This window comes from Streptomyces varsoviensis (assembly GCF_000718635.1).
In the GTDB taxonomy this organism is placed as follows: domain Bacteria; phylum Actinomycetota; class Actinomycetes; order Streptomycetales; family Streptomycetaceae; genus Streptomyces; species Streptomyces varsoviensis.
On sequence record NZ_JOBF01000006.1, the window covers coordinates 1 to 19,334 of the forward strand.

At 73.9% G+C, this 19,334-nt stretch carries 15 protein-coding genes; 7 read left to right on the forward strand and 8 right to left on the reverse strand.

Annotated elements, in window-relative coordinates; all coding sequences use genetic code 11:
- Positions 1 to 251 precede the first annotated feature (251 nt).
- Positions 252 to 1,061 carry a pyrroline-5-carboxylate reductase gene (proC, locus tag IF55_RS11220; protein WP_030893082.1) on the reverse strand — a complete coding sequence of 270 codons (810 nt, stop codon included), beginning with the start codon at positions 1,059 to 1,061 and terminating at the stop codon, positions 252 to 254.
- A gap of 358 nt (positions 1,062 to 1,419) precedes the next feature.
- Between proC and IF55_RS11225 the strand changes: the two genes are divergently transcribed.
- From IF55_RS11225 to IF55_RS11235, 3 genes are all read left to right on the forward strand, one after another.
- On the forward strand, positions 1,420 to 1,806 hold the full coding sequence (locus IF55_RS11225) for a hypothetical protein (RefSeq protein WP_030893083.1): 387 nt from the start codon (positions 1,420 to 1,422) through the stop codon (positions 1,804 to 1,806).
- Between the two features lie 527 nt (positions 1,807 to 2,333).
- Positions 2,334 to 3,911, forward strand: coding sequence for a SulP family inorganic anion transporter (locus IF55_RS11230; protein ID WP_030893085.1), 1,578 nt, complete (start codon positions 2,334 to 2,336; stop codon positions 3,909 to 3,911).
- A 798-nt stretch (positions 3,912 to 4,709) separates the two neighbouring features.
- Positions 4,710 to 5,180, forward strand: coding sequence for a hypothetical protein (locus IF55_RS11235; RefSeq protein ID WP_063763960.1), 471 nt, complete (start codon positions 4,710 to 4,712; stop codon positions 5,178 to 5,180).
- Positions 5,181 to 5,934: 754 nt separating this feature from the next.
- On the opposite strand, the gene IF55_RS11240 is transcribed toward IF55_RS11235, so the two are convergent.
- Complete coding sequence (locus tag IF55_RS11240) at positions 5,935 to 6,444, reverse strand: hypothetical protein (RefSeq protein ID WP_030893090.1); 510 nt, start codon at positions 6,442 to 6,444, stop codon at positions 5,935 to 5,937.
- Between the two features lie 97 nt (positions 6,445 to 6,541).
- The gene (locus IF55_RS11245; protein WP_030893091.1) at positions 6,542 to 6,862 is read right to left on the reverse strand and encodes a hypothetical protein; all 321 of its coding nucleotides are present in this window, start codon (positions 6,860 to 6,862) and stop codon (positions 6,542 to 6,544) included.
- Positions 6,863 to 7,029: 167 nt separating this feature from the next.
- On the opposite strand from IF55_RS11245, the gene IF55_RS11250 reads away from it, so the two are divergent.
- On the forward strand, positions 7,030 to 9,417 hold the full coding sequence (locus IF55_RS11250) for a serine/threonine-protein kinase (RefSeq protein WP_030893093.1): 2,388 nt from the start codon (positions 7,030 to 7,032) through the stop codon (positions 9,415 to 9,417).
- Positions 9,418 to 9,606: 189 nt separating this feature from the next.
- Here IF55_RS11250 and IF55_RS11255 read toward each other — a convergent pair whose 3' ends face one another.
- Positions 9,607 to 10,527, reverse strand: coding sequence for a helix-turn-helix transcriptional regulator (locus IF55_RS11255; RefSeq protein WP_048831868.1), 921 nt, complete (start codon positions 10,525 to 10,527; stop codon positions 9,607 to 9,609).
- Positions 10,528 to 10,756: 229 nt separating this feature from the next.
- On the opposite strand from IF55_RS11255, the gene IF55_RS11260 reads away from it, so the two are divergent.
- On the forward strand, positions 10,757 to 11,797 hold the full coding sequence (locus IF55_RS11260; protein ID WP_078644153.1) for an MBL fold metallo-hydrolase: 1,041 nt from the start codon (positions 10,757 to 10,759) through the stop codon (positions 11,795 to 11,797).
- Positions 11,794 to 13,482, forward strand: a complete 1,689-nt coding sequence (locus IF55_RS11265; protein ID WP_030893099.1) for a carboxylesterase/lipase family protein — start codon at positions 11,794 to 11,796, stop codon at positions 13,480 to 13,482. Before IF55_RS11260 ends, IF55_RS11265 begins: the two co-directional genes overlap by 4 nt.
- Before the next feature lie 67 nt (positions 13,483 to 13,549).
- Here the strand turns inward: IF55_RS11265 and ilvD are convergent, their stop codons facing one another.
- The 4 genes from ilvD to IF55_RS11285 all read right to left on the reverse strand — a co-directional run bounded on the left by ilvD (position 13,550) and on the right by IF55_RS11285 (position 18,252).
- A complete protein-coding gene (gene ilvD, locus IF55_RS11270; RefSeq protein ID WP_030893101.1) occupies positions 13,550 to 15,400 on the reverse strand; it encodes a dihydroxy-acid dehydratase in 1,851 nt (616 codons plus the stop codon).
- A gap of 235 nt (positions 15,401 to 15,635) precedes the next feature.
- Positions 15,636 to 16,394, reverse strand: a complete 759-nt coding sequence (locus IF55_RS11275) for a TetR/AcrR family transcriptional regulator (protein WP_078644155.1) — start codon at positions 16,392 to 16,394, stop codon at positions 15,636 to 15,638.
- Positions 16,391 to 17,218: a sugar phosphate isomerase/epimerase family protein gene (locus IF55_RS11280; protein WP_245661154.1), complete on the reverse strand. Its 828-nt coding sequence runs from the start codon at positions 17,216 to 17,218 to the stop codon at positions 16,391 to 16,393. Before IF55_RS11280 ends, IF55_RS11275 begins: the two co-directional genes overlap by 4 nt.
- A gap of 23 nt (positions 17,219 to 17,241) precedes the next feature.
- Positions 17,242 to 18,252 carry a Ppx/GppA family phosphatase gene (locus tag IF55_RS11285; protein WP_030893108.1) on the reverse strand — a complete coding sequence of 337 codons (1,011 nt, stop codon included), beginning with the start codon at positions 18,250 to 18,252 and terminating at the stop codon, positions 17,242 to 17,244.
- A gap of 45 nt (positions 18,253 to 18,297) precedes the next feature.
- On the opposite strand from IF55_RS11285, the gene IF55_RS11290 reads away from it, so the two are divergent.
- Positions 18,298 to 19,122, forward strand: a complete 825-nt coding sequence (locus IF55_RS11290) for a DUF3109 family protein (RefSeq protein WP_030893110.1) — start codon at positions 18,298 to 18,300, stop codon at positions 19,120 to 19,122.
- Positions 19,123 to 19,334 lie beyond the last annotated feature (212 nt).

The following is a 19,334-nucleotide window of genomic DNA, read 5'->3' on the forward strand; positions in this document are numbered from 1 at the left end:
CTTCCGGCGTGGTCACTACGTTAGCGGATTTCCCTGGCGACTCATAATCGAGCCGGTGGTCCGAATTCCGGCATGCCGAAATTCATCCCGTTCAGGGGCGGTGCTTGTAGTGATGTGCCGCCGGTGCGGCCGAGGTGGTTGTCCCGCTGTCCTGGCGGACCGCGCGGCAACTCGGAGCACACTACACGAGGGGTCGCCGGGCATCAAAACCGGTGGCGGGCGGCCGCAAGGGCAGGTATGGGGCGGTGTCGTCAGCCCTGGCCGGAGGCGAGTTCGCGGCTGCGGTCGCGGGCGGCTTCGAGGGCGGCGATGAGGGCGGCGCGTACGCCGTGGTTCTCCAGTTCGCGGATGGCGCTGATCGTGGTGCCGGCCGGGGACATGACGGCCTCGCGGAGCTTGACCGGGTGTTCGCCGCTGTCGCGGAGCATGACGGCGGCGCCGATGGCGGCCTGGACGATCAGGTCGTGCGCCTTGTCGCGGGGCAGGCCGAGCAGGATGCCGGCGTCTGTCATCGCCTCGACGAGGTAGTAGAAGTACGCGGGGCCCGAGCCGGAGAGGGCGGTGGCCGCGTCCTGCTGGCTCTCGGCGACGCGGAGCGTCTTGCCGACCGGGTTGAAGAGCGCCTCGGTGCGCTGGAGGTGGGCCTCCGTGGCGTGGGTGCCGGGAGAGATGACGGACATGCCCTCGTCGACGAGGACGGGGGTGTTCGGCATGACGCGGACGACGGGCGTGCCGGCCGGGAGCCGTTCCTCGAAGAAGGTGGTGGGGAGGCCGGCCGCCGCGCTGATGACCAGGCGGTCCTCGGCGAGGTGCGGGGCGAGGTCGTCGAGGAGGGCGCCCATGTCCTGCGGTTTGACCGCGAGGACGAGGATGTCGGCGGTCTTGGCGGCTTCGGCGTTGGTCGCGGACTCGACGCCGTACTTGTCGCGCAGCTCCGCGGCGCGTTCCGGGCGGCGGGTGGTGACCAGGAGGTCCGCGGGGGACCAGCCGGCGCGGATCATGCCGGAGAGCAGGGCCTCGCCGATCTTCCCGGTGCCGAGTACTGCGACCTTCTGGGACATGGGTCTGTTCACCTCACCGATGCTCTGGACGTATCGCGGGCCATCCTCGCATTTCACTTCCGCGGCGAACCGTGGGTTTCGTCTGCTGGGATGGGCCCGACGGGAGGGCCGCCACGCCTCGTGGAAGGCCCGCGGGACAGCTCGCTGGACGGCTCGCTGGGCGGCTCGCGGGGCGGGAGAGGGGGCGTGGGGCGCGCGGGGAGGGCGCTTCCTGGGGGGCGTCCGCCGGCGTGAACGGAGCGGTCAATTCCGGTTCAGTGACCCTGAGTTCATTTTGCTGTTACATGACTAATCTCAACTCAACGCTGTTCTTTGGACACAATGAAGGTGAGTGTCCAACCACGCCGTAGGGGGGTCGATGGCCGTGGCATCCCAGCCGGCCGGCCGTTCGCTGCTGACCGTTCTGTCGATGCTGCTCGCCCTCCTCTTGGCCGTCGACGGCCTGACCACACAGGTCGCTCCGGTCTCCGCCGCCACTTCGCTGCCCACCGCCTCCTCCACCGCGCTCACCGAGCGGGCCGAGGAGGAGGCCGAGCGCCGCGAGACGCGTCGGGCCACCGGGTCCTCGGTCGCCGTGCCCGTACCGCCGCCGCTTGCCGGGCGCGGCCGCGTGACCGACCCCGGCCGTGCCGGGAGGGACACCCATGCCCGTACGCGGGAGTGCGGGCGCGACATCGGGCGGGCGGGCTCGCCGTTCGTGAGAGCCGGCGAGTTGCCCATCGCTCTTCAGGTCTTCCGCTGCTGACAGTTCTGTCAGCTTCCGGCTTGTCCCCCTCCTCGCCGGCCCCTTTCCCGCCGAGCATCCCCATTTCTCGGCGGCATTTCCGGCAGCTTCCTCGGCGGCTCTCTCGGCTGCCGCGGGCAGGTCGTACGCGCCCTTGACCGGCTCGGCCGACTCGGCCGACTCGGCCGGCTCGACTGGTTCCACCGGCTTGGCCCGGTTGGTCCGGTTGGCCGTTGGTCGGCTCGTACGGTCCGCGCTGCCCGCACGGGGGCCCGATCCGCTCAGTCATCACCCGCCAGGTAACGCAACTCATCGACGCGCGCCGCCGTGGCGCGCTGGAGGCGCTCCGCATGCAGAATTCTCCGCTCAACCGTGTCCGAAAAGTCCGTGCTCGACGGGGCCGACCGCACGGCCCCTCCCCCTGGGCGGCCGCTCAGTCGGCGAAGTCCGTGGGCTCTGACAGTTCCGCCGGTTCCGCCAGTTCCGCCGGTCCCGCCGGGGCCGCCGGGGCCGCCGGGCCGTCGGCGCGGTCCTTGGTCGCCCGGGTCGTGGGGTCGCCCTGGTTTCGGGCCGATGCCCGCGCCGATCTCACCGCCTCGCTCGTCGTCTTCCTCGTCGCCCTCCCCCTCTGCGTCGGCGTCGCCGTCGCCTCCGGGGTCCCGGCCGAGCTGGGGCTCGTCACCGGCATCGTCGGCGGTCTGCTGACGGGGCTGCTGCCCGGCAGCAGCCTCCAGGTCAGCGGCCCGGCGGCCGGGCTGACCGTGCTGGTCTACGAGGCCGTGCGGGAGTACGGGCTCGGGGCGCTCGGCGTCCTGGTGCTCATCGCCGGCCTGTTGCAGATGACGATGGGGGCGCTGGGCATAGGCCGGTGGTTCCGGGCCATATCCGTCGCCGTGGTGCACGGGATGCTCGCGGGCATCGGGCTCGTACTCATCGCGGGCCAGCTCTACGCGCTCGCCGACGCCAAGGCTCCGGCCGGGGGGCTGGAGAAGATCGGCTCGCTGCCGGGGCTCGTCGTGGACACGGCCGGGTCCTCCGCCGCGCTGACCGCTGTCGCGGTCGGGGCCGGGACGATCGCCGTACTCGTCCTGTGGCCGCGCTGGCCGCGCGGCGCGCGTGCGCTGCCCGCGCCCCTCGCGGCGGTGGCGCTGGCGACGGTCGTCGTGGCGGTCCTCGGGCTGCCGGTGGCGCGGGTCGAGGTCCAGGGCCTGCTCGCCTCGGTGCAGCCGCCGGGCGCGGCCGACTTCGCGCTCCTGGCGGACGTGGGGGTGCTGGGCACTGTCCTCGCGTTCACGCTGATCGCGTCCGCCGAGTCGCTGTTCAGCGCGGCGGCCGTGGACCGGCTGCACGACGGGCCGCGTACCGAGTACAACAAGGAACTCATCGCGCAGGGCGCGGGCAACGCGGTGTGCGGGGTGCTCGGCGCGCTGCCGATGACGGCCGTGATCGTACGGAGCTCGGCCAATGTACGGGCCGGGGCGCGGACGAAGATGTCGCGCGTGCTGCACGGGGCCTGGCTGCTGATCTTCGCGGTGCTCTTCCCCGCCGCCCTGGGCGTCATTCCGCTGGCCGCCCTCGCGGGCGTCCTGGTGCACGCCGGCTGGAAGCTCATTCCGCTGCGCGAGCTGGGACCGCTGTGGCGTCAGCATCGGGGGGAGGCCGTGGTGCTGATGGTGACTGCTGTGGCCATCGTGGCGACCAATATGTTCGAGGGCGTGATCATCGGGCTCCTCATGGCGGTCGCCAAGGCCGCGTGGGAGACGTCGCACGTACACGTACGAGTCGAGAACGCGCCAGTGAGCGGCGGGGGCGCCGCTTCGGCCGGTACGGCGGCGTCCGGTGAGCCGGCTGCGGCCGGGCCGGCTGCCGATGGGACGGCTGCCGCCGGGACGGTACGGGTCCGAGTGCTCGGCAGCGCGAACTTCCTGCGGTTGCCGAAGCTGCTCGACGAACTGGAGAAACTGACGCACTCGCTACCGCGCGAGCGGGGCGTGGAGCTGGACCTCAGCGGCCTGCGCCACGCCGACCACGCGTGCCGCGTGGCCCTGGAAACCTGGGCAGAACGCCACGCTCCGGCCGCGTCCGGGCCGGCAGCCACCCTGAAGGCGCTGCCTTCGGAGGCGTGACCGCCGCCACATGACCGCACGGGCCCGCCGTCGCCGGAGGGACGACGGCGGGCCCGCTCAGCCGGGCGGAGGCCCGGCGGCACGACCTGGGGTACCTCGCCAGGGGCGAGGCCCTGGTGCCTACGCGGACGGGTGACGTCAGGGCGCGCCTGAATCCGGCGCCGGCTCGGCCGGAACGCGTCGCATGCTCGGCGCGGACTCGCGGAGGGACGGCCACGGGCTGCTCGGCCGGGTGGGGGCCTCCGGCGGTGCGGCCTCGGGTACCTCACCGGGGGCGAGGCCTGGTGCCTACGCGGCCGAAGAACGCCCGGGGCAGCCCGGCGTTGGCTTGGCCGGAGCACGCGGCGTGCTCGGTGCGGACGCGCGGGGGTGCGGCCTGAGGGCACCTCGCCGGGGGCGAGGCTGCGTACGTACGCGACCGAAGGACGTCGGGGACGCTTCTGGACCCGGCGTCGGCTGGGCCGGAGCACGCCGGACGCTCGGCGCGGGCCCGCGGAGGGACGGCCACAGGCCTGCTCAGCCGGGTAGGCCCCGGCGGGGCGGCCTGGGGGCGAGGCCGAGGACGGCCGAAGGACGTGGGGGCGCGCCTGCGTCCGGCGCCGGCTCGGCCGGAGCGCGTCGCATGTTCGGCGCGGGCCCGCGGCGGCGGGGTGCGTCGTGGGCTTCGGGTGGGTGTATGGGCCGGGTGCTTCGGTCGGGGGGCGGAGGGCGACCCGGATGTGGGAGGGCGGGGAACTCCGGAGGCGGTCAGGGTCTTCCCCCATGGTGTTCGCGGCGGGGCGGCGGGACCGTGGCGGTATGAGTCGTTCATACCGTTCAGGTGAGGTATCCCGTGCCGAGGAGCGGCAGTTGGCCGTGGCCTCGGCCACTCTCGGTCCGTGGCGGACCGCGGCGGCGGTCGGCGCGCTCGGCGGCGGAGTGTCGCTCGGGTTCGACGCGGTCGTCGGGGACTTCGGCCTCGGCGCCGTGGCCGGTTCGCTGTCCCTCGCGCTGATGCTGTTCTTCTTGGTCGGCGGCGCGGGCGCGGCGCTCGGCAGCCGCGGCGGCAGCGCCGCCGACCACCGCATTCGCCGTTGGGCCCGCGCCCACCCCTGGCGGGTCGCCCTGGTGCCCGCCGCCGCGCTGCTGGTCAGCGACTTCCTGATGCGCCAGATCCTGACGAGCGAGGGCTTCTTCAGCAGCTTCTGGGACGGCCTCGGCCGCGCGGCCCTGGTCGCCGGCGCGGTCGGCCTGATCGGAGCGATGAGCGGCGCCCGCCGACGGGCTTGAGCCCGGAAAAGTCGGGGGGAGCCGGGTCCTGCCCGCCCCGGCCTCAGGGGGCGGCGGCCGCCCCCTGTCGCCCGAGCGGGGCTGATGGGCCTGTGGTTCCGCCTGAGCCGACGGCCAAGAGACTTGCCGCCCGGCTTGAGTCGATGGCTGGTGCCCACCCCGCCTCAGAGACGGGCCGGGGACGGCCAGCCGGCCCGGGCGCGTGGCCCGTGGTCTCAGCGCCTCGCCTGACCGAATAGCGAGGGGCGCCAGACCGCGTCAGCCGAGGCAACGGATGGGCGCGCGGCCGCCCTGGCCAAGGAGGCGGCCCAGCAGTCTCGCCTCGCCTACGCGGGGCGGGGTGTACGACCGTCGCGTCTCCGCGGGCAGATCGGGAGTACGGGAGTAACCGCCTGACCCGCACGGGGCCGGTGATCCTACGGCCCCACCCGCACCTGCGACCGGTAGGTCTACCGCCCGGCTTGAGACGAAGGCTGGTGCCCACCCCGCCTCAGAGACGGGCCGGGACGGCCAGCCGGCCCGGGCGCGTGGCTCGTGGTCTCGGCGCCTCGCCTGACCGGGTGGCTAGGGGCGCCAGAGGGCGTCGGACGGCCAGGGGCTCGTCCCTACTGTGCGGGGCGGGGCGCGTGACCGGTTCGGTTCAGTGGGGGCTCGGCGTACGAGCCGGGCTGGCGGTCGTTCTGGGTGTGTTGCCGGTGGGGCGGGGCTGGCGGCTCCTGCTAGGCACAGCGGGCGGAGCGTTTGGGCGTTCGGGTTACCGGGTTTTGCGTTTTTTGGGTTTGTTGGCCGGGTTGCCCGTGCGGGCGGTGCGGCGGCGCTCGTAGCGTTGGCGTTCTTGCTCGTACTCGGCGCGGCGGAGTTTTTCGCCGGGGGCTTCGATGAGGGTGCGGCAGAAGTAGGCGAGGAGGATGCCGACGAAGCCGATGACGCGGATGCTGCGCATCGACTTCTCGGCGGCGGCGTCGAGGGGGGCGTCCGGGCGGCGTACGAAGCCGGTCCAGGTGTGCCGGAAGGCGAGCGCGCTGCAGATGGCGAAGGCCACCACGAGCAGGACGTTGACCAGGCTGCCCGCCTTGGCGTCCGTTACGCCCTGGAAGGCGAAGCGGAGGACGAGGCAGCCGGCCGCGGCGGCGGCCAGGGCGCCGATCGCGGTCGCGGCGCGGCGCAGCGCGTAACCGCCGTCGTGGTTCAGCCAGGTCGTGCCGTAGAACCGGATCTCCGTGGGCTGAGGGCCCGCGTCCGGGGCCTGCCGCTCGTCGCTCATGCCCTCGATTATCGCCCGGCCGTGTCCCGTCGAAGTGGACGGGCCGCTCGTACCGTGCCGAACCGCACCCCCGCCCCGCCGCCCGGCCAGGGCGCCGTCAGCCCGAGCAGCGCACCGTGATGAAGCCGTCGCTGCCCGTCTTCACGTAGGCGTCGGAGACGTACTGGCCCGGGGCGATGCTGTCCCAGATGTCGGTTGTGCCGTAGGGGCCGGTCACGCGCTGGCCGCGGGTCTGGCAGCGGATCGGTACGCGCGAGCCGATGGCCAGTGTCTTGACGAGCTGGCTGGCGGCGCTGGGGCCGCGGCGGACGTTGAGCTGCACGCCGGGCGCCACCGGGTAGTAGACGGCGCTCGCGGCTCGCACCTCGCTCCGCACCTCGGCGCTCTCGTTCGTTTCTTCGGTCTCTTCCACCGCCATGTGGCCCTCCCCCATGGGTTTCTCGCGCCCCGCGCGGACGGCGGGGCCCCAACCGGTCGCGGCGGCCGGTGACATGCGCAGGCTAGCAACGCTTCCCGGGAACCGTACGCACCATCGACTAGGCTCCGGGCGTCGCGTGGACGCGGCCGAGATCACGGGGGTGGGGTATGCCGCCGCTGCGCAGTACCGGGACGGGCCCGGAAGCGGAGGATCCGGAGTACGCCGGGCAGTACCGGCTCGGAGCGCGGCTCGGCGCGGGCGGAATGGGCGTCGTGCACCTGGCCCGGTCGGCCTCCGGGCGGCGGCTCGCGGTGAAGGTCGTGCACGCGCGGTACGCGGCGGACCCCGAGTTCAGGGCGCGGTTCCGGCAGGAGGTGGCGGCGGCCCGGCGGGTCAGCGGCGCGTTCACGGCGCCGGTCGTGGACGCGGACCCGGACGGCGTACGGCCCTGGATGGCCACCCTCTACATCCCCGGCCCCACCCTCTCCGAACGCGTGAAGCGGAACGGGCCGCTGAACCCCGCCGAGGTGCGGCGGCTGGCCGCCGGGCTGGCCGAGGCGCTGCGCGACATCAACCGCGCGGGCGTCGTGCACCGGGACCTCAAGCCGAGCAACGTACTGCTGGCCGACGACGGGCCGAAGGTCATCGACTTCGGCATCTCCCGCCCGTACGACCGCCCCCACGACAGTGAACTGCGCACCGAGACCGGCCAGTTGATCGGCACCCCGCCGTTCATGGCGCCGGAGCAGTTCCAGCGCCCGCGCCACGTCGGTCCCGAGGCCGATGTCTTCGCGCTGGGGTCGCTGCTGGTGCACGCGGCGACCGGGCGCGGGCCGTTCGAGTCGGAGAGCCCGTACATCGTGGCCTACCAAGTCGTGCACGACGAACCGGACTTGACGGGCGTACCGGAAGAGCTGGTGCCGCTGGTGCGCGCCTGCCTGGCCAAGGAGCCGGCGGACCGGCCCACTCCGGACGCGCTGATGGCGGAGTTGCGTTCCGCCCCTGTAGGACCCGTAGGGCCGCCCGCCTCGCCCGTACGGCCGTCGGACGTGCCCGTACGGACCCCCGACGTGCCCGTACGGTCGTCTACCGCGTTCGCCTCGCCCCCCGACGCGCGGCCGTTCCCGCGTGTGCCGGTGCAGCGGAGCGCGGCGGAAGCGGGGGCCGGGGGCGGCGCCCCGGAGGAGCCGTCCACCCCTCGCCGCGTGATGCTCGCGCGGTCCTCCGGCTCCTTTCCTCCCGCCCACGCCAGCCCCGTTTCCCCCTCCCCCGCGCGGCGCGGCAGGCCGCGGGCGCGGCTGCTGGCGGCCGGGGCCGTGGCGCTGCTCCTCGTGGGGGCGGGCGCGGCGTGGGCGGTGCGGTCGGCGCGGCAGGCGGCGGATGGCGCGGAGCGCCCCGAGGCGCGTCCGACGCCGGTGGCGGCCGGCTGGCGGCCGTGGGAGTCGGGGGTCTACGAGGGCGAGGGGGCCTCTGCCGAGGGCGGCGAGGTGCGGGCGACGTTCTGCTCGTACGGGTACGGGGCGCTGTTCTGCTCCGGGCGCGGCGTACGGGCCGCCCGCATCGACCCCGCCGACGGCAGGGTGGTGTGGAAGAGCCCGGCGGAGAAGCCGGGGGCCGGACGGGCCGGGGACGCCGGGAACGCCGGGAACGCCGGGGACGCCGGGGACACAGCGAACGCGCCCGTCGCGCCCGTCCTCTCCGGCTCCCTCGTGCAGGTGGTCTCGCGGGACGGCGCGCGGCTCACGGCCCTCGATCCCCGTACGCGGCAGGTGCGGTGGACCCGGGACGTGTCCGCGTACGGCGGGCGGGTCTACCACGCTGGCGACACGGTGCTGCTGGTCGCGGCGGACGGCACGGTCACGGCCGTGGACAGCGCGACGAACGAGCGGCGCTGGAGCCACCGGGTGCCGGGCCAGACCCGGCCGCAGTTCTCGTCGTACGGCGACGGGCGCGTGGCCTACGCCGTCACCCCCTCCCCGGACGGCCGGCGGACCCGGATCGCCGCCGTCGACCCGGTGCGCGGCACGACGCTGTGGCAGCGGGAGAGCGAAGGGGCGCTGACGGCGGCCGGTACGGGGCCGGGCGGCGCGCTCTTCCTCACCGCGACCGCGCCGGACACCCGCACCTCGGCCGTCGTCCGCTACGACCCGGCGACGCGCGCCGAGCACCGGGTGCGGCTGTCCGCGCCGGTCGCCGCGGTGAGCGTCGCGACCCGCGGCTCCATGGTCTACCTGCTGGGCGCGGAGGGCGGGCTGGTGGCCGTGGACACCGCGCGCGGCGGTCACGGCTGGCGGCTGGAGACGTCCGTGGCCAACGCCTCGCAACTGGTCGCCGCCGAGGGCCGGCTCTACTTCTCCGCCGCCGACGGCCGCCTCCTGGCCGTGGACACGGCCCGCCACACCCTCATGGGCCAGACCCCGCCCCGCCTGGGCCGGGCCGGGCACGGCTACCTGGAACTGGTCCCCGCCCCGGTCGTGGCCGACGGCCGCGTCTACGCGGCGGCCCCGGACGGCAGCGTCTTCGCCGTGGACGGGCGGGAACCGGCCCGCTGGTAGGAGGGGCCGCAGGCAGGCAGAGGACGTGCGGGCGTGAGGGCGTACGGTACGGGCCGGGCACGCCGCGGCCGTACGCGCCGAGCGCTCCCCCCCGGCGCGGCCGGCACCCACCGGGGCGCAGGGGCGGGCCTCGGAGCGCGGAACCTTCCGTACGCCCGTACGCGCTCCAGCGCCCCCCTTGAACGGAGCTTAAAGGGAGTGCCCCTCCCGCACGGCCCGCCCCTTCTCTGAAGACGGGGCCGCCGCCGGGCCACTGGTCCCGGACGTGGCCTGGGCGAGGAGCGCCAGGGCCTCCTCGGAGGGCGAGCCGGGCTCGGGGGTGGCGAGGGTGAGGGTCTGGTCCTCGGCCTGGGGGAGGTGGAGGCTCTGGTGGGTGACGGTGAGGGTGCCCACGAGGGGGTGGTGCATTTCGTGGCGGGCGACGGTGCAGGGTTGCACCCGGTGGCCGGCCCACATGGCGGCGAACTCCTCGCTCCTGACGGTGAGTTCCCCGATGAGGGAGGTCAGGAGCGTGTCGTCGGGGTAGCGCCCGGCGAGCAGCCGCAGGTTCTCGACCGTCCCCTTGGCCTTCCCCTCCCAGTCCGCGTACAGCTCGCGGGTGTGGGCGTCGAGGAAGAGCATCCTGGCGAGGTTGGGCCGGTCGGCCGCCCGCCGCGGGCCGTCGAAGTCCATGTGCGCGGCGAACAGGGCGTGGCCGAGCCGGTTCCACGCGAGGATGTCCGCGCGGCGGCCGGTCACCATCGCCGGGACGGCCGCCAGGCTGTGCAGCATGTCGAGCGTCTCGGCCCCCACGTGTTCGGGCCGGGGCCGGCGGGCCGGGACGCGTCGGCGGCCGGCGTCGGCGAGGTCGTGCAGGTGCCGACGCTCCGCCTCATCGAGGCAGAGCGCGCGGGCGACGGCGTCCAGGATCTCGGGGGACGCGCCGGCGGCCTGCCCCTGTTCCAGCCGCGTGTAGTACGACGCGCTGACGCCCGCCAGCAGCGCGAGCTCCTCCCTGCGCAGGCCCGCCACGCGCCGCCGGTCGCCGTAGTCCTTCAGGCCGACGTCGGCGGGGCGCAACTGGGAGCGCCGGGCGTGCAGGAAGTCCCCCAGGCGGCCGCGTTCTCTCATGCCGGCCCCCTCATGCCGTCCCTCTCACCCTCGCGCCGTCACTGCTCGCGCCCTCGCTGCTCACGCCGTCGCTACTCACGCCGTCACTGCTCATGCCATCCAGTCTGCATCGGCCCGCGCGCTCCAGCCTGACCCTGCCAGGGGTAGGCACCGGCGGGGCTGGTCCGGTCCGCCCGGCCCGGTGACGGTGGTGCTCACGACCCCGTGTCTCGACGTCATGGAGCACCCGATGGAACACACCGACACCACTGTCACCACTGTCACCGCCGCCCCCGACCAGCCCACCGACCGCATCGAACTCGGCGGCGTCACCGTCACCCGCGTCAAGGAGTTCTACGGCCCCACCGGCATCACGCCCGAAACCTTCGTCCCCACCGTCCCCGAGGACGCCTGGCGCGCCAACGCCGACTGGCTCACGCCCCACTTCCTCGACCCGGCCGAGGGCGTCGTCAACTCGGCCGTACAGACCTGGGTGCTGCGCAGCGAGGGGAAGACCATCCTCGTCGACACGGGCGCGGGCGACGACAAGGAGCGCCCGTACTCGCCCCTCTGGAACCGGCTGCGGACCGGCTTCCTGGACCGCCTCGCCCGGGCCGGCGTCGCGCCCGAAGACGTCGACATCGTGATCAACACGCATCTGCACGTCGACCACGTGGGCTGGAACACCCGGCTGGACGGCAGGGAGTGGGTGCCGACCTTCCCCAACGCCACCTACCTGATCCACAAGGACGACTACGACTTCTGGAACCCCGAGAACGGGTACGAGCCGCTGCTCGGGCGCGGCAACCAGAACGTGTTCGAGGACAGCGTCACCCCCGTGCACCGGGCCGGACAGGTGCGGCTGTGGGAAGACAGCCACCGCGTCGACGGCAACCTGACCCTCGAACCGGCCCCCGGCCACACCCCGGGCTCCAGCGCCGTCCGTCTCTCCAGCGGCACGGATCACGCGCTGTTCGTCGGCGACCTCCTGCACAGCCCCATACAGATCATCGACCCCGACCACAACAGTTGCTTCTGCGAGGACCCCGCCGGGGCGCGCGCCACGCGCCGCCGGGTCCTGGGCTGGGCGGCGGACCACAACGCGCTGGTCTTCCCCGCGCACCTGGGGGGCCATGGCGCCGCCGAGGTCGAGCACGCGGGCTCCGGGTTCGCCATCAAGGAGTGGGCGCCCTTCACCCCGTACGAGCCTGTCGAGGACGCTGGGGACGCTGGGGACGCTGCGGGCGCCGAGGGCGCTGAAAACGTCGAGAACCGGAAGGCGTCCGCGTGAACACCCGGACCACCACCCGCACCGTACGCACCGCCCAAGGCGCGGTCCGCGGCGCCCGCCGCGACGGCTTCACGGTCTTCCACGGCATCCCGTACGCCGCGCCCCCGTCCCTCGCCGGGCGCTTCACCGCGCCGTCCCCGCACGCCCCGTGGCCCGGCGTCCGGGACGCGACCGAACCCGGCCCGACCGCCCCACAGGCGGAGCGGAACCTCGGCGCCATCGACATGTCGCCCTACTTCGGGCCGGGCTGGCTCCCCGGGGACGACTACCTCACCGTCGACGTGTGGGCGCCCGACGACGACGTACGGCCGTCCGACGACGGCGTACGAGCGTCCGACGACGTACGAGCGGCTGACGAGGGCGTACGAGCGTCCGATGGCGAAGTACCAGCGGGCGGCCCCCGGCCAGACCGCGCGCCCCGCCCCGTCATGGTCTTCGTGCACGGCGGCGGCTTCGTCGCCGGGTCGACGCGGGCGAGCCTGTACGACGGGACGGCCTTCGCCCGCGACGGCGTCGTCCTGGTGACGGTGAACTACCGCCTCGGCATCGCCGGTTTCCTCGACCTCCCCGGCGCGCCCCGCAACCGCGGCCTGCTGGACGTGCTCGCCGCGCTGCGCTGGGTGCGGGAGAACATCGCCGCGTTCGGCGGCGACCCGGACCGCGTCACGCTCTTCGGCCAGTCTGCCGGGGCCACCCTCACCGGGGCCGCGATCGCCGCGCCGCAGGCCACCGGCCTCGTGCGGCGCGCCATCGTGCAGAGCGGCAGCGGGCTGGGGGCCTTCACGCCCGAGCAGGCGGCGCGGGTGCGGGAGGCGGCGGCAGCGGCGCTGGGCATCGCCCCGGAGGCCGCGGACGCCGAGGCGTTCGACGCGCTTCCCGACGCGGCCCTCGTCGAGGCTGCGGGCCGGCTCGGCGGGATCGACCTGCGGACCGCGACCGCCTTCGACCCGCTGATCGGGCTCAGCCCCTTCAGCCTGGTCATGGAGGAGCAGCCCGCCGACGCCGTCGCCGCCGGGCGCGGGGCCGCCGCCGGCATCGATCTCCTCATCGGCGTCAACTCCGAGGAGGGCAATCTCTACCTCGTGCCCTCCGGCGCGCACGCCGCCTCGACCGCGGCGGACGTGCGTACGGCCGCGGAGGTCTCCCATCCCGATCCGGACCGGCTCCTCGCCGCGTACCGCGCGGAGCACCCCGAGGCCGCGTACGGGCAGGTGCGCTCCGCCGTGATGGGCGACGCCCTGTTCGGGGCGGGGAGCTGGGCGCTGGCCGGGGCGCACGCCGAGCGGTCGGCGGGCGCCACGTACGGCTATCTCTTCGACTGGCGCTCGCCCGCCCTCGGCGGGGAACTGGGGGCTACCCACACGGTGGAGCTGCCGTTCGTCTTCGGATTCGGCTCCGGGGGCGGCTCCGGGCTCGACGCGTCGCCGCTGCGCGGGGAACGCGCCCTGCTCGGCCCCGACGCCCCGCCGGCCGACCTGACCGACCTGACCGACCTGTCCGACCTGGCCGACCTGTCCGACCTGTCCGAGCGCATGCACGCCGCCTGGGTCCGCTTCGCCCGCACCGGGGACCCGGGCTGGGCCCCGTACGACACCGAACGCCGGGCCACCATGGTCATCGGCCGCGACTGGGAGGTGCGCGACGATCCGCGCGCGGCCGTCCGCCGGGCGTGGCAGCGGCGGTGAGCTGACAGACGTCCGCCCGGCCACGGAATCGACCGTGGCCGGGCGGAATGGCCCTAGAGGGTCCTGGTCAGCCGAGCAGGCTCACGTCCCGCACCGCGCCCTTGTCCGCGCTCGTCGCCATGGCCGCGTACGCGCGCAGCGCCGTGGAGACCTTCCGCTCGCGGTTCTTCGGCGCGTACGTGCCGCCGAGCGCCGCCCGGCGGGCCGCCAGCTCGTCGTCGCCGACGAGGAGTTCCATCGAGCGGTTCGGGATGTCGATGCGGATGCGGTCGCCGTCCTCGACGAGCGCGATGGTGCCGCCGGAGGCCGCCTCGGGCGAGGCGTGGCCGATGGAGAGGCCCGAGGTGCCGCCGGAGAAGCGGCCGTCGGTGACCAGCGCGCACGCCTTGCCGAGACCGCGGCCCTTGAGGAAGGAGGTCGGGTAGAGCATTTCCTGCATGCCGGGTCCGCCCTTGGGGCCCTCGTAGCGGATGACGACGACGTCGCCCTCCTTGATCCGCTTGGTGAGGATCGCGTCGACGGCGTCCTCCTGCGACTCGCAGACCACGGCCGGGCCCTCGAACGTCCAGATCGACTCGTCGACGCCCGCGGTCTTCACGACGCAGCCGTCCTCGGCGAGGTTGCCGTAGAGGATCGCGAGACCGCCCTCGGTGGAGTAGGCGTGCGCGATGTCGCGGATGCAGCCGCCCTCGGCGTCCGTGTCGAGGGTGTCCCAGCGCTCGGACTGGGAGAAGGCGGTGGCGGAGCGGACGCAGCCGGGGGCCGCGTGGAACAGCTCGACGGCCTCCTCGGACGGCGAGCCGCCGCGGATGTCCCACTGCTTGAGCCAGTCGGCCAGCGACGGCGAGTGGACGGTGTGGACGTCCTCGTTCAGCAGGCCCGCGCGGTACAGCTCGCCGAGGATGGCGGGGATGCCGCCGGCCCGGTGCACGTCCTCCATGTAGTAGACGCCGCCGGGCGCGACGTTCGGGGCGACCTTCGACAGGCAGGGCATACGGCGGGAGAGCCCGTCGATGACCTTCATGTCGAAGTCCAGGCCGGCCTCCTGGGCGGCGGCCAGCAGGTGCAGGATCGTGTTGGTGGAGCCGCCCATGGCGATGTCGAGCGCCATGGCGTTCTCGAAGGCGGCGCGGGTGCCGATGCTGCGCGGCAGGACGGTCGCGTCGTCCTGCTCGTAGTGGCGCTTGGTGATCTCGACGACCGTACGGCCGGCGTTCTCGTACAGCGCCCTGCGCGCGGTGTGCGTGGCGAGCACCGAGCCGTTGCCCGGCAGGGACAGGCCGATCGCCTCGGTCAGGCAGTTCATCGAGTTGGCGGTGAACATGCCGGAGCAGGAGCCGCAGGTCGGACAGGCGTTGTCCTCGATACGGGCGATGTCCTCGTCGGACACGCTGTCGTTGACGGCCTCGGAGATCGCGGTGATCAGGTCCAGCTTGCGGACCGTGCCGTCGACGAGGGTGGCGCGGCCGGACTCCATCGGGCCGCCGGAGACGAAGACGGTCGGGATGTTGAGGCGCATCGCGGCCATCAGCATGCCGGGGGTGATCTTGTCGCAGTTGGAGATGCAGATCAGCGCGTCCGCGCAGTGCGCCTCGACCATGTACTCGACGGAGTCGGCGATCAGGTCGCGGGACGGCAGGGAGTACAGCATCCCGCCGTGGCCCATGGCGATGCCGTCGTCGACCGCGATGGTGTTGAACTCGCGCGCGATGCCGCCCGCCGCGTGGATCGCCTCGCTGACGATGCGGCCGACCGGCGCCAGGTGGGTGTGGCCGGGCACGAACTCGGTGAAGCTGTTGGCCACCGCGATGATCGGCTTGCCGAAGTCCTCGCGCGCTACGCCCGAGGCCTGCATAAGGGCTCGGGCGCCCGCCATGTTGCGGCCGTGGGTGACAGTGCGGGACCTCAGATCGGGCACGGTGGACACTCCCTCGGGGTTGTTCGACGCCGTCGGTGCGGCTGTGGCCGAGCGTACGCCCTCCGCTCCATGATCTGGACAGCCCCTCCGGTATGTGAGATGAGCGACCGGAGTGCGGACGGGGTGCGGGGGCGGGGTACGGGCGCGGGGGCGAGGGCTTGGGGCCCGCGTACGGGCGTGGGGACGGGCGAGTGCTCGCGGGGTTCGAGGTCCGGGGGGCCGCGGGCTCAGCCGGCTAACCCTCGCCGGTCAGGTGGCGCTGCACCGCCGGGGCGATCACGCCGATGACCTTCTCGATGTCGGCCGAGGCCAGCGGCTCGGCCTTGATCACATACCGGAGCAGCACCGTCCCCACGATCTGCGCGGTCGCCAGCTCGGAGCGCAGCTCGGGGTCCGGCACGTCCAGCTCGCTCGCGATACGGACCATGAGCTTGCTGGTGACGAGGGTGCGCAGGACGGTCGCCGCGGTCTCGTTGGTGACGGCGGAGCGGACGATGGCGAGCAGCGGGTCGCGCGTGGCCGGGTTCTCGTACATGCCGAGGATGAAGCGGGCCAGCCGCTCCCCCACCCCGTCCCGGCCGCCGGCCAGCACGGTGTCGGACGCGGACACGGCGGGCGCGAAGGCGACCTCGACGGCGGCCGCGAAGACCTGTTCCTTCGTCCCGAAGTAGTGGTGCACGAGCGCCGGGTCCACGGAGGCGCCCTTGGCGATGGCCCGGATGGAGGCCCGGTCGTACCCGCGCTCCGCGAACTCGGCGCGGGCCGCCGTCAGGATGCGCTCCCGGGCCCCGGGACCCTGCCCCGCACTCGTACGAGCGGGCCGCCCGCGCTTCTTCGGGGCGGGGACGGCGGGGGCGGTCCCGGGGGAGCCGTTCTCGGCGGAGCCGTGGCCGTTCTCGGGGGACCGGTCCTCGGCGGAGCCGTGGCCGTTCTCGGCGGTGCCGTGCACGTTCTTCTCCGCTCGCCGGGCCGCAGGCCCTTCCGCCTCGTTCATGATCCCGGCACCCCGGTGGAGGAGGAGGCGAGGTAGAGCCTGGTGAAGGCGAGCGCCTCCGCCAGGTCGGCTTCGCGTTCGGCGGCCGACATCGACCGGCGGGTATTGACCTCGACGACGACGTGCCCGCCGAAGCCGGAGGTCGCGAGCCGTTCCAGCAGTTCGGCGCAGGGCTGCTTGCCGCGGCCGGGGACCAGGTGCTCGTCCTTGTTGGAGCCGTTGCCGTCGGCGAGGTGGACGTGGGCGAGCCGGTCGCCCATGCGGTCGACCATGCGCAGCGCGTCCGTACGGGCGGTGGCGGTGTGCGAGAGGTCCACCGTGAAGTGCCGGTAGTCGTCGTTGGTGACATCCCAGTCCGGCGCGTACGCGAGGACCTCGCGGTCCCGGTAGCGCCACGGGTACATGTTCTCCACGGCGAACCGTACGTCCGTCTCGTCCGCCATCCGCCAGATCCCGTTCACGAAATCCCGCGAGTAACCGCGCTGCCAGCGGAACGGCGGGTGCACCACGACCGTGGTCGCGCCCAGCTTCTCGGCCGCCGCGCGGGCCCGCTGGAGCTTGACCCACGGGTCCGTGGACCAGACGCGCTGGGTGATCAGCAGGCAGGGCGCGTGCACGGCGAGCACCGGCACCTGGTGGTAGTCGGAGAGCCGGCGCAGCGCCTCTATGTCCTGGCTGACGGGGTCGGTCCACACCATGACCTCGACGCCGTCGTAGCCCAGGCGCGCGGCGATCTCGAAGGCCGTCGCCGTCGACTCCGGATACACCGAGGCCGTGGACAGGGCGACCTTCGCATCCGGGATGCGCACCACTGGCTCCGTCACGAAGGACAGCGTACGACCGCCCGTCACCCGGCGGGCAGCCGGTCCAGCCGCCGCAGGATGACGCCCTCGCGCAGCGCCCACGGGCAGATCTCCAGCTCCGCCACCCCGAATAGATCCATCGCACCCTCCGCGACCAGCGCGCCGGCCAGCAGTTGGGGCGCCCGGTCGGCGGAGACTCCGGGCAGTTGGGCGCGGTCCGCGTGGGTCATCGCGGCGAGCCGGGGCACCCATTCCTCCAGCGCCGCGCGGGAGAGCGAGCGCTGCGCGTACACGCCCTCCGCGGACCGCGCCGCGCCCGCGATCCGCGCGAGCTGCTTGAAGGTCTTGGAGGTCCCGACGATGTGGTCGGGCGCGCTGTGCCGGGCGAAGTCGCCGACGATGCGGGCTATCTCGGCCCGTACGTGCCGGCGCAGCGCCCGTACGGCCGCGGGGTCCGGCGGGTCGCCGGGCAGCCAGCCGGCCGTGAGGCGGCCCGCGCCGAGCGGCAGGGAGGCGGCCACGTCCGGGGTCTCGTCCATGCCGTAGGCAATTTCGAGGGAGCCGCCGCCGATGTCGAGGAGCAGCAGCTTCCCGGCCGACCAGCCGAACCAGCGGCGGGCGGCGAGGAAGGTGAGCCGCGCCTCCTCGGGGCCGGACAGGACGGACAGGGCGACGCCGGTGGCCTGGTGGACGCGGGCCAGGACGGCGTCCGCGTTGGCGGCCTCGCGGACGGCGGAGGTGGCGAACGGGAGGACGTCCTCGCACCCCTTGTCCTCGGCGGCCTGGAGCGCGTCGCGGATGACGTCGATGAGGCGGTCGATGCCGGCTTCGCTGATCGCGCCGCCGGTGCCGACGCCGGTGCTGCCGCCGTTCTTGTCGGAGGCGAGGCCGGGGCCGTCGCCGTTCCCCCGCTCCCCGGCGTCCTTCTCCAGCAGCTCGGCGAGGCGAAGGTCCGCCTTGTGGGAGTGGGCGGGCAGCGGGCGCGCGCCGGGGTGCGCGTCCACCACCAGCAGATGGACGGTATTCGAACCCACATCGAGGACACCGAGTCTCATGGACGGAACGCTACTGCGGGCCCGCACGGCGCATAGGCTTGCGGGGTGGCAAAGACGAAAAAGGCGAAGCGGGACAAAGAAGTGAAGAAGACGGCGAAGGCAACGAAGACGGCTCAGCCGCAGCCGTCCGACGAGGTCGGCGGCCTGGACTTCGCCCGCGCCTGGGTCGAGTTCCCCGACCCGGCCGACGACGAACAGGTCTTCCGCTGCGACCTGACGTGGCTGACGTCACGCTGGACCTGCATCTTCGGGCAGGGCTGCCAGGGCATCCAGGCGGGCCGCGCGGACGACGGCTGCTGCACGCTGGGCGCGCACTTCTCCGACGAGGACGACGAGCAGCGCGTCGCGCTCCACGTGGACCGGCTGTCGCCGGACATCTGGCAGTTCCACGACGAGGGCAAGTCCTCGGGCTGGGTCCAGGTCGACGAGGACGGCGAACGGCAGACCCGCCGGTACGAGGGGTCGTGCATCTTCCAGAACCGTCCGGGCTTCCCGGGCGGCGCGGGCTGCTCGCTGCACATCCTCGCGCTGCGCGAGGGCCGCGAGCCGCTGGAGACCAAGCCGGACGTCTGCTGGCAGCTCCCGGTGCGGCGCACGTACGACTGGATCGACCGCCCGGACGAGACGCGGGTGCTCCAGGTCACGATCGGCGAGTACGACCGCCGCGGCTGGGGCCCCGGCGGCCACGACCTGCACTGGTGGTGCACCTCGGCGACGTCCGCGCACGGCGCGGGCAAGCCGGTGTACGTCTCGTACGCGCCCGAGCTGACGGAGCTGATGGGCGAGGCGGCATACGAGCGGCTGGTCGAACTGTGCGAGGCCCGGCTCGCGTCCCAGTTGCCGATGGTGGCCCCCCACCCGGCCGACTGACGAAGCCCGGCGGGCGACGCTTCAGCAGAACAGCCGCGGGAGGCGCGACGCGGCCAGGCCGCCGCGAACGAGCGCGCCGTGAGAGCGCCACCGCTGGGCACGCTCCGACCGGATCCCGTCCGGGCGTACGGACCGCGCCGCCGGACACACGCTGACGGAGGCGGAGAGATCACCGGCCGCATTCGACGGCCGTACGGGCGCCGCCGCCGGAC

What these genes read in the sequence shown, in the direction of transcription:
- proC (WP_030893082.1), bottom strand. Translation starts at nt 1,061, where the DNA reads ATGTCCCAGAAGGTCGCAGTACTCGGCACCGGGAAGATCGGCGAGGCC.
- IF55_RS11225 (WP_030893083.1), top strand. Translation starts at nt 1,420, where the DNA reads ATGGCCGTGGCATCCCAGCCGGCCGGCCGTTCGCTGCTGACCGTTCTG.
- IF55_RS11235 (WP_063763960.1), top strand. Translation starts at nt 4,710, where the DNA reads ATGAGTCGTTCATACCGTTCAGGTGAGGTATCCCGTGCCGAGGAGCGG.
- IF55_RS11240 (WP_030893090.1), bottom strand. Translation starts at nt 6,444, where the DNA reads ATGAGCGACGAGCGGCAGGCCCCGGACGCGGGCCCTCAGCCCACGGAG.
- IF55_RS11245 (WP_030893091.1), bottom strand. Translation starts at nt 6,862, where the DNA reads ATGGCGGTGGAAGAGACCGAAGAAACGAACGAGAGCGCCGAGGTGCGG.
- IF55_RS11250 (WP_030893093.1), top strand. Translation starts at nt 7,030, where the DNA reads ATGCCGCCGCTGCGCAGTACCGGGACGGGCCCGGAAGCGGAGGATCCG.
- IF55_RS11255 (WP_048831868.1), bottom strand. Translation starts at nt 10,527, where the DNA reads ATGAGAGAACGCGGCCGCCTGGGGGACTTCCTGCACGCCCGGCGCTCC.
- IF55_RS11260 (WP_078644153.1), top strand. Translation starts at nt 10,757, where the DNA reads ATGGAACACACCGACACCACTGTCACCACTGTCACCGCCGCCCCCGAC.
- IF55_RS11275 (WP_078644155.1), bottom strand. Translation starts at nt 16,394, where the DNA reads ATGAACGAGGCGGAAGGGCCTGCGGCCCGGCGAGCGGAGAAGAACGTG.
- IF55_RS11285 (WP_030893108.1), bottom strand. Translation starts at nt 18,252, where the DNA reads ATGAGACTCGGTGTCCTCGATGTGGGTTCGAATACCGTCCATCTGCTG.